This is a genomic window from uncultured Nitrosomonas sp., from assembly GCF_902826915.1.
Taxonomy (GTDB): domain Bacteria; phylum Pseudomonadota; class Gammaproteobacteria; order Burkholderiales; family Nitrosomonadaceae; genus Nitrosomonas.
Genome location: NZ_CADEGP010000034.1, coordinates 1 through 15,116 on the forward strand (window position 1 = coordinate 1; position 15,116 = coordinate 15,116).

17 protein-coding genes are annotated in these 15,116 nt (G+C 43.9%); 6 read left to right on the top strand and 11 right to left on the bottom strand.

The window, feature by feature from the left end; all coding sequences use genetic code 11:
- Positions 1-281: transposase (locus QZV86_RS07520; protein ID WP_295625688.1), on the bottom strand; the 281-nt coding region annotated here is incomplete at its 3' end.
- A 103-nt stretch (positions 282-384) separates the two neighbouring features.
- Here QZV86_RS07520 and QZV86_RS07525 point away from each other — a divergent pair.
- Positions 385-588: a hypothetical protein gene (locus QZV86_RS07525; protein WP_295625691.1), complete on the top strand. Its 204-nt coding sequence runs from the start codon at positions 385-387 to the stop codon at positions 586-588.
- Positions 589-594: 6 nt separating this feature from the next.
- Here the strand turns inward: QZV86_RS07525 and QZV86_RS07530 are convergent, their stop codons facing one another.
- From QZV86_RS07530 to QZV86_RS07545, 4 genes are all read right to left on the bottom strand, one after another.
- Positions 595-1,941 carry an ATP-binding protein gene (locus tag QZV86_RS07530; protein ID WP_295625693.1) on the bottom strand — a complete coding sequence of 449 codons (1,347 nt, stop codon included), beginning with the start codon at positions 1,939-1,941 and terminating at the stop codon, positions 595-597.
- The gene (locus tag QZV86_RS07535; RefSeq protein WP_295625696.1) at positions 1,938-2,624 is read right to left on the bottom strand and encodes a response regulator transcription factor; all 687 of its coding nucleotides are present in this window, start codon (positions 2,622-2,624) and stop codon (positions 1,938-1,940) included. The genes QZV86_RS07530 and QZV86_RS07535 overlap by 4 nt, the downstream gene beginning before the upstream one ends.
- Positions 2,625-2,688: 64 nt before the next feature.
- Positions 2,689-2,982 carry a PepSY domain-containing protein gene (locus QZV86_RS07540; RefSeq protein WP_295625699.1) on the bottom strand — a complete coding sequence of 98 codons (294 nt, stop codon included), beginning with the start codon at positions 2,980-2,982 and terminating at the stop codon, positions 2,689-2,691.
- An 80-nt stretch (positions 2,983-3,062) separates the two neighbouring features.
- The gene (locus tag QZV86_RS07545) at positions 3,063-3,377 is read right to left on the bottom strand and encodes a hypothetical protein (protein WP_295625703.1); all 315 of its coding nucleotides are present in this window, start codon (positions 3,375-3,377) and stop codon (positions 3,063-3,065) included.
- 1,260 nt (positions 3,378-4,637) lie between these two features.
- Between QZV86_RS07545 and QZV86_RS07550 the strand changes: the two genes are divergently transcribed.
- The gene (locus QZV86_RS07550) at positions 4,638-5,327 is read left to right on the top strand and encodes a hypothetical protein (protein WP_295625705.1); all 690 of its coding nucleotides are present in this window, start codon (positions 4,638-4,640) and stop codon (positions 5,325-5,327) included.
- A 27-nt stretch (positions 5,328-5,354) separates the two neighbouring features.
- Here QZV86_RS07550 and QZV86_RS07555 read toward each other — a convergent pair whose 3' ends face one another.
- Positions 5,355-6,659, bottom strand: a complete 1,305-nt coding sequence (locus tag QZV86_RS07555; RefSeq protein WP_295625707.1) for a deoxyribodipyrimidine photo-lyase — start codon at positions 6,657-6,659, stop codon at positions 5,355-5,357.
- A gap of 25 nt (positions 6,660-6,684) precedes the next feature.
- A complete protein-coding gene (locus QZV86_RS07560) occupies positions 6,685-7,593 on the bottom strand; it encodes a TIGR01777 family oxidoreductase (RefSeq protein ID WP_295625710.1) in 909 nt (302 codons plus the stop codon).
- A 350-nt stretch (positions 7,594-7,943) separates the two neighbouring features.
- Between QZV86_RS07560 and QZV86_RS07565 the strand changes: the two genes are divergently transcribed.
- A complete protein-coding gene (locus QZV86_RS07565; RefSeq protein ID WP_295625713.1) occupies positions 7,944-8,102 on the top strand; it encodes a hypothetical protein in 159 nt (52 codons plus the stop codon).
- Positions 8,103-8,164: 62 nt separating this feature from the next.
- Here QZV86_RS07565 and zapE read toward each other — a convergent pair whose 3' ends face one another.
- From zapE to QZV86_RS07580, 3 genes are read right to left on the bottom strand one after another with little or no spacing between them, the layout of a single operon-like run.
- Complete coding sequence (gene zapE, locus QZV86_RS07570) at positions 8,165-9,334, bottom strand: cell division protein ZapE (protein ID WP_295625716.1); 1,170 nt, start codon at positions 9,332-9,334, stop codon at positions 8,165-8,167.
- Positions 9,335-9,343: 9 nt separating this feature from the next.
- On the bottom strand, positions 9,344-10,720 hold the full coding sequence (locus QZV86_RS07575; protein WP_295625719.1) for an MFS transporter: 1,377 nt from the start codon (positions 10,718-10,720) through the stop codon (positions 9,344-9,346).
- The gene (locus QZV86_RS07580) at positions 10,717-11,490 is read right to left on the bottom strand and encodes an exodeoxyribonuclease III (RefSeq protein ID WP_295625721.1); all 774 of its coding nucleotides are present in this window, start codon (positions 11,488-11,490) and stop codon (positions 10,717-10,719) included. Before QZV86_RS07580 ends, QZV86_RS07575 begins: the two co-directional genes overlap by 4 nt.
- A 26-nt stretch (positions 11,491-11,516) precedes the next feature.
- Here QZV86_RS07580 and pyrE point away from each other — a divergent pair, with 26 nt between their 5' ends.
- From pyrE to QZV86_RS07595, 3 genes are all read left to right on the top strand, one after another.
- Complete coding sequence (pyrE, locus tag QZV86_RS07585; protein WP_295625724.1) at positions 11,517-12,164, top strand: orotate phosphoribosyltransferase; 648 nt, start codon at positions 11,517-11,519, stop codon at positions 12,162-12,164.
- An 87-nt stretch (positions 12,165-12,251) separates the two neighbouring features.
- The gene (locus QZV86_RS07590; RefSeq protein ID WP_295625727.1) at positions 12,252-12,401 is read left to right on the top strand and encodes a hypothetical protein; all 150 of its coding nucleotides are present in this window, start codon (positions 12,252-12,254) and stop codon (positions 12,399-12,401) included.
- 842 nt (positions 12,402-13,243) lie between these two features.
- Positions 13,244-13,867 carry a PEP-CTERM sorting domain-containing protein gene (locus QZV86_RS07595; RefSeq protein ID WP_295625730.1) on the top strand — a complete coding sequence of 208 codons (624 nt, stop codon included), beginning with the start codon at positions 13,244-13,246 and terminating at the stop codon, positions 13,865-13,867.
- A 101-nt stretch (positions 13,868-13,968) separates the two neighbouring features.
- Here QZV86_RS07595 and corA read toward each other — a convergent pair whose 3' ends face one another.
- A complete protein-coding gene (corA, locus tag QZV86_RS07600; RefSeq protein WP_295625733.1) occupies positions 13,969-15,084 on the bottom strand; it encodes a magnesium/cobalt transporter CorA in 1,116 nt (371 codons plus the stop codon).
- Positions 15,085-15,116 lie beyond the last annotated feature (32 nt).

Consider the following 15,116-nt stretch of genomic DNA (forward strand, 5'->3'; position numbering starts at 1 on the left):
CCTTGGATCTGTTGATTGATCTTCTTCAGCAAATCATCCCAGGCATGCGCTTGTGTTAATCGTGTCCTAAAACGAGACAGTACCGAATGATTCGGAACATCGTGTTCCAGACTCAGGCCCAAAAACCGCATCACGTGCAGATTCGCGTTAGCCCTGTCTTCAACGGATTCATCACTGAGTCCACCGTGCCAGATTCCTACCAGCAACATCTTGAACAGCAGCAACCCGGGATAGCCAGGACGGCCTGCGGCACCATACTTAGCGATTGCTTTTTCTATCAATTCCCAATCAAATCAGGTAATCGATTTGATTGAGAAAGTTTCCTTTGCGGGTGCGGCGGGTGACATCAAACTCTGAAAAACTCATGTCAATTAACTCAACAATATGATTCAGAACATTATTACATCATCATCTGCACCTGAAAATGACTCTAACCTTGCAAAGTTCTTCGGCAATGAATCTTTCCGTTACAAACAAAGCGCAGCCAATGCAAAGATCAGAATACAGCAGCGGGAAAAAGAAATATATTTTCCAGAAGAAAATCTGGTTGATTTTAAACCGGTATCAACATCGGCAAGCTCACTGTGAACAAAATCAGTGCTGCTTATTCTGCTTCAAGCGCAGAGCAACGCAGAGGCCACCAGCTGGATTGTTTTCGATTGAAAGTTCACCACCATAAACTTGTGTGATATCACGCACGATGGCCAAGCCGATACCGTGACCAGGTATAGATTGATCGGCGCGTACGCCACGTTCGAGAATTCTAGCGATTTCATGAGATTGAATACCGGGGCCATCATCTTTGACCTGAATGATCATCTGGCTTCCCTGATATCCGGCGGATAAATGAATACTCTGACGGCACCATTTAAAGGCATTGTCGATCAGGTTTCCCAATAATTCCATTAAATCCCCCTCGTCGATACGCAAGCCGGTGGATTCATCGATCTCAGTAGTGATGTGCGGGCTTTTATCACGATAGGCTTTCGTCACGGTGTTAACAATTCGGTCGACCATGGGGCGTAGCAAGATCAGTCTCATGCCCGGTGAGCTGCCGGCAGTTGCGGCACGGCGTAATTGATACTGGATGGTGTTATCCATACGGTCAATTTGTTCCTGAATCGTTTTGCGCCGGATGGTTTCATCTTCTTCGCCCTGGATTGCGCCCTGTAGAACGGCGAGTGGTGTTTTGAGACTGTGTGCTAAGTCGGCGAGACCATTACGATAGCGTTTCTGTTGTTTATGTTCGTGGTTGATCAGAGAGTTAATGCTATCGGTTAATACTTGTATTTCACTGGGATAAATACCTTTCAAGTTTTCTTTCTGTCCGGATTCTATGGCGGCAATTTCGGTCGATACCTTGCGAAGCGGCTGTAGCCCCCAACGTAATACCAGCATTTGAGTTGCTAATAGAAAAACTGCCATGATACTCAGCCAGCCCCACAAATCTTCCCGATAGCGTTCAATCTGCGCCTCAAACAATACGGTATCCGTAATGACAATGAAAGTCAGCGGATAATCTCCGGCAGGGGTTTCCCAGGCAACGCCGTAGCGATAGATAAAGTAGGGTTCTTCATTGAGCATGATTTGGCTAAATTCTTTTTTTCCTTTTTCTAGTAAGGCAGTAGGCGGTAAGGGTTTGTTGAGCGATGAATTAGAGCGCCAGGCAATAGTATTGGTCGGATCGACGATATAAGCATAGGTGTCTGAATTGACGTGGCCGAGCTCTGCATCGAGCAAATTGGTTGGCACATCCAATTCGTTGGAATCTTCAACTTCGGCATCTCCCATGAGCATGAGCAGCTTGGCGAATAGTCGATCTTTTACACCTAAGCGCGCACTATCATAAAAAGCACGATCCAGAGTCAGCGCAATTCCAACGATAAAAATCAGCAAAACCAAGGTTGCGCTGAACAGGATGCGCTGGTTTAATGACATCATGACGATTTATTGCAACCCAGGGTGAAGCGATAACCGCGGCCACGCATGGTTTCAATAGGATTCAGAGTACCATTAGGATCGAGTTTGCGGCGTAGTCGGCCGATCATGACTTCGAGTACATTGCTGTCACGATCTTCGTCGTGTGGGTAGAGGTAGTCGGATAATGTGTGCTTGGAGAGAACTTCGCCATGATGGCGAACCAATTCTTCCAGCAGACGATATTCAAACGATGTGAACTCAATTTTAACATCGTTGATGGCAACGGATTGAGCAGTGACATCCAAAGTGATGGGGCCGCATTTTAGAATTGCCTGTGGTATGCCGGTCGCGCGACGTAGTAGCGCTTTAACTCTGGCATGCAGTTCTTCCATTTGAAATGGTTTGGTCAGGTAGTCATCCGCACCCATTTCCAGGCCTTGCACTTTGTCTTGCCAACTGCTCCGAGCGGTCAGAATCAGAATTGGTAGTAGATTTCCGCGTTCACGCAGTGCTTTGACAATTTCCAAGCCAGATTTTCCGGGCAAGCCGATATCAATAATGGCCGCATCTAGTGGGTATTCTGAGGCAAGAAATAAACCTTCATCACCATCGCTGCAAGTATCGATCATATAACCCGCGGTTTCTAATTGCTGACGAATCTGATTTTGTAACCTGATTTCATCTTCAATGACCAGGATACGCATTCTTGACTCCTGAAATATCGGTTTGAGAAAAATTAAATTTGCTTGAAACAACGACTTTCATGAGCTATTGAGTGGATATCACCGAACCATCCTGTGCATTGATGAGAACTGTGTGCACTATGCCTTGGTCGCTGAGTATTTTAATGCGGTAAGTATGGTTGATCTGGTTGATCGCTAGCACCCGGCCTTTGAAGTGTTGTTGTGCGATCGTGATCGCTTTCTGCTCGGTGATTTCGCTTGCTGTGCCGTTTCCGGTGCGGTGATAGTTTGCAGTGTTGTTTTGCCAGCTCGCTATTGTCAGAGTGCTCGGGGCAATTAGCGCCACCATGATTACTAAAATTTTCCATTTTCTATTCATACTGACCACCCCATATGCTGGAGATAGAAATCAAGCTGCAACAGGTACGTTGTTATAATACCTGTTGCTAGCCATGCTTGTCAGAAGCGTATCATAAAATCAATATTTCCGGTGCCAATGCCCATTATAGTTTGAGGAGGAGGGATGTACACCGGCGCAGGATAGTAATTATAATTATATCGTGTTTGCGGGTAGTAGGGCTGGTAATAGCCACGAGGCTGGCTATATACATAACCATATCCACCGTAATTGTGATGATGGTGATGACCATGGTGGTGTCCGTGATGATGGCCGTGATGGCCTCTGCCGGCTTGTGCTAATGAAGGGGCCGCTAAAGTAATGACTAATACTGTACTCAGTAACAGGCTGATCACCTTTGTTGTTTGAATGTCCATGATGTTTCTCCTTCAGTTATTTTTTCAGATTTATTCTTGGTAATGTCAATTTACACAGAGCACTGTGAATGGAAACTGAATGAGAAATAGAGCGAGTGAGAATCAGCGAAGGACGTAAATATCAGGTGAGAAATTACTTAAGAGGTGCGAGGGAATCAGTGACCTGCTCGCAGTTATCATGCGGTGCATTCGGATTCTGAGCGAGAAACTTAGATCAGTAAGAACTAGCTTGTTATTGATAAATATCTTTGAGGTTTGGTATTCTAAGTTCCAAATAAGAGCCCTGGATTTTTTCCAGGGCTCAATTGAAAACAAGTTTTTAAAATTTCTAATTGCGATCTTTTCGTCAAAAGAAACTTATGGTTGCCTGCTTCCTTATTATTGCTATTTAATTATATTTGATCCTCTTGGATCTGCCAGAGAATCAGCAGCAAGAGAATTTTATTGAGAGTCTCCCTCTTTACTGTCTTTATAAAGGCTTGGTGGGTATTGCCCAGGTTTACCTTCGCCCCCGCATGCGGTTAAAGGGAGTGTGAACGCTAAGAGAACTGCTGCTAATAGTAAATATTTCATGAGAATCTCCTTTGTTATTAAAATCAAAAATTGCTTATAAACAAATTTAATGTCACGTTGAAACTTTATCAGTTACAGACCATATCTAAAATCTTTATCCGGAAGTGAACTTCCTTTTATGGAGCAAGATTTCTTTTTAGAAGATCATTGGGTTGCTTGATTCTAAAACACTAAAATATGGCTTTATTCGAATAAGAAAAGCACTTACTCACAGTAAGGATAACACTAAAAAAACGAGTATGGAATGGAAATGCGTTAGATGAATGCATCACGATAGATATTATGAGGTATTTATGGGCTTAATTTTCGCGTTTATTCTTAGGGTTGGGAAAAATATTTGATTTTTGCCACATTGTAATTATTAGGTTTTATAAATATTGCCTGGAGCTATTGAATGAGAATGATTTTTTGACATCGACTGTCAAGGTTTTTTTAAGGATTACAGAATTTTTAAATTTAGGGGAGAAAAGAAATCAATTCGAAAAATTTTCTAATCCTCTTGGACGTAAAGGTATGTTTTTTCTTCTAAACTCAGTTTTTTGGGATGGAAAGCAGTTGTGCGCGGTGAGTGTGGTTGCCTTCGATGTGGTAATTTAGGAATTAACTTGACACTTGTTTGCGTCGCAAGCAAACTCAAGTGTACGTGTGTCACAGCTGTACGGATCAATTGTTTATATGAGTATATTTATGAGACTAACCGAATTGATATCCAGGGACTTTTTCAACCAAATACTTGACCAACTGAAAGGTTCACTGCGTTTGCTGATGATTCCTTATTTGATCGTGGTGGTTGCGCTTTTTTCGGTCTGGATTATCAGTCGGCAATACAGCATATTGATCGATAATTTTTTCCGGGAACCTGCTGCGATACTCAAATTCAATCCATTTCTCGGGGTCATGTCCAATGTGGGGGTGTTACTCTGGACATTCTCGGCGGCTATTTGCCTGTTTGTGGCAGTGCTTTTGATAAAAAATGGCAGCAAGAAAATCGGGTTATATTTGCTATATTCAGCGGCATTGACCTTTGTTTTGCTGGTCGATGATTTCTGCTTGTTGCATGAGCATATTTTTCCGCAGTATTTAAATGTGCCGGAGAAGGTTTTTTATTTGGCATATATTTTGGCGATGCTGTTCTTTTTCATTATCTTTGCTAGGATTATTTTACGGACAGATTACATCATTCTATTAATAGCTTGCGCCTTCTTGGCATTATCCATCGTGTCTGATCTGGTATTGCGGCAAACAGGTATTGCAGTTCTGGTCGAAGATGGCTTCAAGCTGTTTGGTATTGTAACGTGGTTGATTTACTTTTCTCGCACCTGCTATCAGCAAACAGTAATATTACTCCAACCTGGGGTTGGAACTGAAAGCGATTAGCGTCTGCGCTGCATGCCAGTTATTCGCTTAGCCGATAGCCTGCCGATAGGCTTTTAAGCAACGCTCCCGTGCATAAGTGTGTTCGACAATCGGTTCTGGATAGCCGGGCGTGCGCCAATCATTTACCCAAGCCTGAATATAGTTGGAGTTTTTATCAAATTTCTTGAGTTGCGTTTCCGGATTGAAAATTCTGAAATAAGGTGCGGCATCCACGCCACAACCCGCTACCCATTGCCAGTTTCCGACATTGCTTGCCATTTCGTAATCCAGCAATTTTTTCGCAAAATAGGCTTCGCCCCAACGCCAATCAATCAATAAGTGTTTGCACAAAAAGCTGGCGGTAATCATGCGCACCCGATTGTGCATAGCGCCGGTTGCATTCAGTTGACGCATGCCGGCATCGACCAGAGGGTAGCCGGTGGTTCCTTTACACCAACGCTCGAATTCAGCTTCGCTATTGCGCCACTGAATGCGGTCATAGCGTGGCTTGAAACTGCTATTTTGTGTATGGGGGAAATGCCACAGGATCTGGCTGAAGAATTCGCGCCAGATCAGTTCATTGCTGAAACTATCGTTACTGTGGTTCAGTGCTTGCTGAAAGATTTGCCGAATGCTAATTGTGCCGAATCGTAAATGCGGACCTAACAACGATGTGGCGGCTAATGCAGGAAAGTCTCTGTCACGCGCATAATTTCGCAGCAATTCGGTGTCCAATCGGTAAGCTGGAATGGTTAGGGTAGATCGAACAAAACCAATATCAGCTAGCGAAAGGTTAGGCAAGTATGGATGTTTAATCGTACTTTCCAGTTTTGCCAAGGTTGAATAATTCATCAGCGTTACTTGATTCTGAATCTTTCTCCATTTGCGCATATAGGGGGTATACACGATGTAGGGGCTGCCCGAGTCCTTGGTGATCTCTTTTTTTTCAAATAACACATGATCTTTATAGGTATAAAAGTCCACCGATCGTGTTTGTAACCATTGATGTACGGCTTTATCCCGTTTGCGTGCAAAAGGCTCGTAGTCATGATTGGCGTAAACTGTAACAACAGGATGTGAACGCAGAATTTGCTCGAAAACTTCTAATGGATTTCCGTAATAGAGAGCGATTGAGCTCGCATATTTTTTTTCCAGCTGCGCGCGCAGGGCTTGCAAGGTATCGTAGATGAAAGTGATGCGTGCATCGTTTTCGGGCAATCCTGTCAGGATTGATGGATCAAATATAAAAATCGGTAAAACTGGTTGCCCGGATGCCAGAGCATGTGATAGTCCGGCATTATCATCCAAACGCAGATCACGCCGGAACCAGAACACAGCAAGGGGTGTCTTCATCACAAGATTTGTTTAGTGTGAAGAATTAGCTTTCGGCAAATAAATCGGCCAGTGCCATCGATAAATTACCAAATTTGAATTTGAAATCATATTCTTCTAACAACCTCTTGGGGGTGATGTGATAACTGTTTAAAGCCAATGCAGCCGCTTCGCCCAATGCCAGTTTTAGGATAAATGCCGGTGTAGGGAAGAAAGAAGGGCGATGTAGCGCTTCACCCAATTGAGTTGCAAATTCGCGATAGCGTACCGGATTGGGGGATACGGCATTAATTGCACCCTGATAACGAGTATCCAGTGCCGCTTCGAGATAAACCGAAACAATGTCGTCAATATGTATCCAAGGCAACCATTGTTTGCCATTGCCGACAGGCCCACCTAATCTCAATTTGAAAATTGGCAATAGTTCTCGCAGCATACCGCCATCACCCAGTACTACTCCAGTGCGAATACTGACGCGACGTATGCCTCCATGCTCAATCCGAGCAGCTTCCGATTCCCAATCATGGCAAATGGTTTGCATAAAACTGAGTTGCTCAGGCACTGCATAGGATTCGTCATACAAATCATCGCCTATGCCTGGATAAATACCGATTGCCGAACCGCAAATGAAAGCTTGTAAATTATCTGGCGTAGCAGCTACGAGCTTTCGCGTGCTGAGTATGCGTGAAGCATAAATCTCCTGCTTGCGTGCCTCGGTCCAGCGACCATCTCCCAGATTCTCACCCATCAGATTGATGATGACCTGACAATCTTGTAATGCTTCAGCAGGCACGTCTTGTGTGGCATAGTCCCAGTCAAATGCCGGAACGCCGAGCATCTGGCTTGCGTGTTTGCCGTTGCGGCTCAGTATCTTGATCGTGTGGTGATTCTGCTGTAGACGTTGTACTAGGTGACGGCCGATAAATCCTGTTGCGCCTGTTATGAGTATGTTCATTTTGGTATGCTCATGGGCAGATATAAAGATAAATACAGGATACACTCATTCCAGATTTCTTTCAGTCGGGCCTTGTGGCGCTACGATTGCAGCCAGCGCCTTATCCTATGAAATTGTTATCATTTTGTCGCTAGATATGTGTGAGAGCATGCAAACATAATTCGCAAAACTTGCAAACATTGCAATTTTCAGCTCACATTATTTTGCAAACATCACTCAGAACTCACATTAACTGCAAATATAAATTCTTTGGACTGTTTGGTTTTCTCATCTAACACAACGGTGATTGCTCTAGCGATATAGATACCGGTGATACGCTGTCTTACAACATCAGTGGCGGCAACGATCAAGTGCTGTTCAACATTAATTCCAATAGCGGGGCATTAAGTTTTGCGAGCGCACCGGATTTTGGAGCGCTATTGAACGCCAATCATGATAACATTTACGAGGTAACTATCCAGGCTGACGATGAGCAAGGTGGGGTCGATACTCTTCTTGGTTACGGTTAATGATGTCTTTGGTTTTTGAAGTATAACAAGCTAAATAATCACCAGTTTAAGTGGGTGATTATTTAGCTATACAAGTTTTTGCCATGGCCTCTTGCCAGATAACTTTCCGATTGCATTTCCATCAGACGCGAAATCGTGCGTTCAAATTCAAAACTGATATCTCCTCCGGCATACAGTGATTGCAGAGGTACAGCGGCTGAGCACAAAAATTTCACGCCATGTTCATAGAGTACATCGATCAAATGGATGAAACGCTTGGCTTCGTTGTTGTTTTCCTGGTTGAATTGCGGAATCGCAACCATGATGACGGTATGATAGGTTCTGGCAATGGCGAGATAATCTGCGGTACCGAGAGGATTGGCGCACAGGCGTTTAAACGAAAAAACGGCGACGCCTCGCGCTGCTTTAGGAACAAACAACATTCGACCCTGCACGTTTAATTCTTCGCTGGGAACCTTGTGACGGTCTTCCACACGGCGGTCGGTAAGGCGAAAGAATGTGGCCGACAGCTCGGTCGTAGTTGCTTCGTTAACCGGGAAATAGTAAGTTTGTGCACCTTTCAAGCGGTTATAGCGATAATCGATTGGACTGTTCAGTAAAATAATCTCAAGCTTATCTTTTATCTGTTGAATGAATGGTAGAAAGCGCTGGCGATTCAAACCATTTTTGTAGAGATCGTCGGGTGAACAATTAGAGGTGGTGACTACCACGACACCTTGCGCAAACAGTTCATTGAAAAGCCGGGTCAGCACCATCGCATCGGCGATATCGGTAACCTGGAATTCGTCAAAACATAATAGCATTGTGGTATCGGCTATTTTCCGTGCGATCGAAGGAATCGGGTCTGCATCGCTGGCGCGCGAGCCCTGTTGTGCACGTTCCTGTACTGAGAATTCGTGCCATTTTTTGAGTCGGGCATGAACATCAAGCATGAATTCATGGAAATGAACGCGTTTCTTCGATTCGATTGGAATTGTCTTGTAAAATAAATCCATTAGCATGGATTTGCCGCGTCCTACACCCCCATAGAGATAAATGCCTTTGGGGGCCGATTTATTACTGCCAAGCCAGAGAAACAATCGAATAGGCCATTTCTTTCCGGTTGTGCGGGCATTAAGCAATTCACCATGTAATCGCTCCAGAGCGGCAACGGCTTTAGCTTGATCGGCATCCGGCTTTAGCTCGCCGACGCTGATCAGCGCTTGATATTCAGTTTCAGGATTTGTCTGCATGAAAGATGATTATTCGGAAGAATGCGTAAACTTAGCTTGTCCGGCGAGCCACACCAGAATCAAAACAGGCAAACCAAGTATAGCGGTTGCTATAAAGAAATTTTCATAACCGTATGCATCGACAAATTGTCCGCTGAAACCGGCGATGAATTTGGGTAGCAGCAGCATTACCGAGCTAAATAATGCATACTGAGTGGCTGAATATGCCGAGTTGGTTAGTCCGGATAAATAAGCGATAAAAGCGCAAGAAGCGATACCAGCAGAAAGATTATCTGCTGAAATGGTAAAAATTAACCCACTGATATCATGCCCCCGTCCTGCTAACCAGACAAACAGCAGATTGGTCGCGGCAGACAGCACTGCCCCCAGAAACAGCGTGCGCATGATGCCGATTTTGAGCGTCAGCACACCACCGATCGCCGCACCTACGATAGTCATGATGACGCCATACACTTTCGAAATCGTGGCAACCTCTTCTTTACTATAACCCATGTCGACATAGAAGGGATTGCTCATTACGCCCATTACGACATCGGAGATACGGTAGATGGCAATCAGACCCAGGATCAGCAATGCCTGCCGGCCATGTTGCATGATAAAATCGCGGAATGGGGCAATTAATGCGCCATAAAGCCAAACCAGCAGGTTGCCGATGCGGGGATGAAGGTGCCACGTTGCAATGGCTTGTTGTGCGATTTTTTCATTTTCTGAGATTAATCGGCTGTAGGGCACATCCGGTTCGCGAATGATAAATGTACTGATAATGCCGACCACCATGCTGGCGGCCATTACCAGATAAGCGAAACGCCACGGTGCGTGGTCGTAATTATCTGCGGTGACATCAACCGCCGCAGCAATCCATAACACGCCAGCTGAAGCCAGGATCATCGCGACGCGATAACCGGCTTGATACGTGGCAGCCATTGCGCCCTGCAATTCTGCCGCAACGGCTTCGATACGATAAGCGTCGAGTGCGATGTCCTGTGTGGCGGATGCGAATGCCACGGCCAGTGCGAAAAACACTAAATGTGTCAGATTCATAACAGGATCGGTGAGTGCCATGCCCGTCAGTGCCATGGCAATGGTGATCTGCGACAGTAGCAACCAGGCGCGACGGCGACCCAGCCATCGCGTCAGCAGTGGCAGTGACATTCGGTCAACCAGCGGAGACCATAGCCATTTAAAGCTGTAGGCTAAACCGATCCAGCTCAGATGGCCGATTGTGGTGCGGTCGATACCAGCCTCCCGCAACCAGAATGACAGCGTACCCATGATCAATAGCAACGGTAATCCGGCGGAAAATCCCAGCGACAGCATGCCGAGTACGCGGGGGTGGGTATATACCCGCAGTGCTTGCAACCAACTGGATAATGCCGCCGATGTCATAATTCGTGATCGTAGTCGATGATTAGTGGCGCATGATCGGAAAAACGCTCATCTTTATAAATTGAAGTAGTCCGCGCTTGTTGTGCAATAGCAGGTGTGGCGATTTGGTAGTCGATGCGCCAACCTACGTTTTTCGCCCAGGCTTGCCCACGATTCGACCACCAAGTGTACTGATCCGGTTCGGTGTTCAGCTGGCGAAATACATCGATAAAACCGAAATTTTCAAATACATTAGACAGCCAGTCGCGTTCTTCAGGCAGGAAGCCGGAATTTTTCTGATTGGAGCGCCAATTTTTAAGGTCGATTTCCTTGTGTGCAATATTCCAATCGCCGCATAAAATGATTTCTCGATTACTGGCTCTTAGGTTTTGCAATATCGGAAAAAATTTTTCCATGAAATAAAACTTTGCAGCTTGCCGATGTTCACCGCTGGAACCAGATGGTAGATAGATTGAAATGATGCTTAAATTGCCAAAATCAGCTTGCAGATAGCGACCTTCGGCATCAATGTCGGCAATACCAATGCCTTCGATGACTTGATCCGGTTTTTTGCGGGTATATATGCCGATACCACTATAACCTTTCTGCTCGGCACAATGAAAATAGCCGTGATAGCCATCCGGCGATTGTATCGCGGTGGAAAGATCGGGCAATTGCGCTTTTAATTCTTGTACGCAAACGATATCTGCGGGTTGTGATGCGAGCCACTCAAGAAAGCCTTTTTTTACGGCTGCACGGATACCATTTAAGTTAAGCGTTATAATTTGCATCTATCAATTTATGGGTTGATCAATTTATGTCCGATGATTTCCGGCAAGCCTTTATTCAATTTGCCATCGCGCGTAATGTTTTATGTTTTGGTGAATTTAAGACCAAAGCAGGGCGCATGTCGCCGTATTTTTTTAATGCGGGACTATTTAATGATGGCGATGCACTGCGCAAACTTGGGCAATTTTACGCCAAAGCGATTGTTGCTGCAGAGCTTCCGTTCGACATGTTGTTTGGCCCAGCCTATAAAGGCATTCCACTAGTCAGTGCCATAGTCATCGCGCTGGCAGAGATGGGGCATAACTATCCATTCTGCTTTAACCGCAAGGAAGCTAAAGATCATGGTGAAGGCGGGGTGTTGATCGGTGCTTCGATGGCAGGGCGCGTGCTGATTGTCGATGATGTCATTTCTGCGGGCACTTCGGTACGTGAATCGGTCAATTTAATCAAAGCTTCGAATGCGACGCCCTGTGGTGTTGTCATCGCTGTGGATCGCATGGAGCGTGGCATCGGTCAGTTATCGGCGGTACAGGAAGTGCAGCAAATGCATGGACTTACTGTGACTTCGATTATCAATCTGGACGATCTGGTGGAATTTTTGCAGCATCATCCAGAGCTTGCGCAGTATTTGCTGGCGGTGCAGCATTACCGGGAGCAGTTTGGGGTGAACTGCTGATATAGATATTGCTGCAACACATAGCACAGTATTCATTCACGGCTGATTTTCAAAGTAACTAGTCGACTTTGAAAAAAATATCGAATAATGAGTATTTATAAAGATGTGGCGCTTGATGATTTGAGTTTCCATTCAAAAACTCAAGCATTCTGCATTTCTTTTCACGGAAAAAGAGCTAAAAAATGGCTAATAGCCATTGTTTCATGTTCCAAACAGCAGCGGCCATTAACAGGTTGATGCGATCGCCAAGTATGCTCTTCAGGTAAAAGCTGATTATTCGGTAACCTGATTTAAGGTGATCGATAATGGGTTCAATCGCTGCGCGCCTTCTGCATTGTTTGCGTTCTATTTGATAACGCGTATCTGGTTTTAATGCTTTCCCCGGTAGAATGTCTGCGCCCCATTGACCTCACGTTAGAAGTGGAACAAACGTTATCCCAGTGTCCGGGGAGCATTACCTGAGATCGTTGCAAAATCTTAGTTCTGTGAATTTTGTTAAGTTAACACAATGTGTTGCGAGTCACAAAATACCGTTTCGCAAAAATCTCTACCTGAATCCAAATGGCGTTATTACTACCAATTGGATTGAAGGAGGTACGAAAATCCACACAATATGTCAATAGCGTCTCCAATCCAGATGTCGCGCTAAACTTGATATTAATGGTCACCAAACAAAAGGAGGGAGAAACCTATCGAATGCCTATAATAAGTGTCTATCCCTTCAAATAATACATGCAAAAAATCTTATGCGGCGTTTCTCAGATGAACACTACTTGCCCGTTTGTTTGCGCAGATGTGCTGGTGATCGTTTCATGGCTTACTGACAATATACCTTCCAGTTCAAGTCGAGCTAGCGCTTGCTCGTGATGTAGGACATCTTGCCTAATTTATTAGGCAAGATGTCCTAATAAGGCCTTATAAAATAAGGAGTAATTGACTATGGTATTAAAATTCTCCAACGGGTAGCATGAAACTGTTGCGAATTCAAGTATTGAATGTATCTTGAGATGAATTTCCACAGGTGCGATTTGGTTGATACAAATTACTTTTATTTTTCTAATTTTCTTAGAGGCATACAAATGAGTAAGACATATTTAATGCAGCAAACAATTATTGCAGCTGCGTTGTTGATCGCAAGCGGTTCTGCGAGTGCAGGATTGTCGTTTGTGGCTACCGATACAGCAACTCGAACTGAGGCATTTAATATCGGGGGCTTTTCCACGTTGCCTGTCGGTTCGTCATTGAGTATCGGGTATCTTGACTTCGCGGGGCCGGGATCGCAGATGATTACCTATACTTTTCTAGGTCAAGAATCTGGATATAACAACAAGTTTTATGACGTTATAGGGGGTAATGCATTGCTTGAATCTGACCCAACTGGAGCCTCCGTTAGTTCTATAGTTAGTATATCAGGCCCATTAAGCTTTAAGTTTGAGGGTAATGTTGGTAAATTTGCTGTGAATGGAGGCCCTTGGGATAAAAATACCTCTATAGGACTGATTGGAACAAATATGCAGGTAGGCTCTACTGTCTATGATTTTGTAATAGGATACGACGATAGTGCGGGGAAAAAATATCTGGGTGATTGGGATGATTTTGTTATCGGTGTCAGCGCAGTCCCAGAACCAGAGACCTATGCTATGTTGATGATTGGTTTAGGGTTAATTGGATTCTCAGTGCGTAGTCAAAAAAGATTATTTTAATAATAAATAACTAATAAATTAGTTTCTTTTTTAGAGTTCTATTAAAAAGAAACGCTTGATAGAGATTTAACTCAACTTCGAGATTGAATCTCTTTTTTATTTTATATCCATCTTTTCTTCTTAAAATAAATGAGTAAGCTTACGCTAATTACAATAAAGATTACCCATATAGCAGGGTAGGCCCAGCGCCATTTTAATTCCGGCATATATTCAAAGTTCATCCCATAAATACCTGCAATAAAAGTCAACGGTATGAAGATAGACGCAAAAATAGTCAGAATTTTCATTGTTTCATTCATTTTATTACTGATACTGGAAAGATAAATATCGTGCATTGCCGAAATTCTTTCACGATAGGAGTCGAGTGAATCGTTAACACGTAATACATGGTCATAAACATCACCGAAATATCGCGAAGTTTTTTCCTGTAATAACGGCGTATCAATACGTTGAATTGTTGCTAATAGTTCACGTAAGGGTGATATATTACGTTTCATTGAAATCAGACTGCGACGTATTTGTTGTATGGTTTGTAGCATTTCTTTATTAGAATTGAACAAAATATTGTCTTCCAGTGAATCAATGACGTCGTCCAAGCTGTCTTCTACTACAAAATACCCATCAACGACAATGTCAAGAATAACGTATGCTAGATAATCGCTGCCATTTAGTCGCAATCGACCGCTGCGATTTTGCAGATAGTGATAGACGGGGTCAAATGTAGTATCAGGTTTTTCTTTGAAAGTAATAACATAGTTGGCTAATAACAAGATACTGATTTGTTCGTACTGTAGACTAAAAATTTTATCCGGATCAAGACTGATGCCTTTAATCACCAAGTACAGAAAATCTTCATATTCCTCTAGCTTGGGGCGTTGGTGTGTACTTAAAATATCTTCTAATACCAAAGGATGGATGTTCAATTCATGACCGATACTCTCAACAACGTCAATATTGCTTAATCCGTCAATATTTACCCAAGTAATCAGCTCGGTATTTTGCAGCTGTTGCAGATCTGAGACTGAAGAAATTTTATGGCGGATAAATGTTTCGGCATTGTATTGTATTGCTGAGATTTTACATTCTGATTGATGTTTTGCTCCGATGTGTACCAATGTTCCAGCAGGAAGACCGGATTTGTCGGCCGCGCTGCTTTGCGCGGCATGGTCGGCTTGCCTATGTCGCGGCCGAGTTTCTGAATAAAATTTTGTATGCATTAAACTTGCCTGAGTAAAAGAAATAGGCGCTT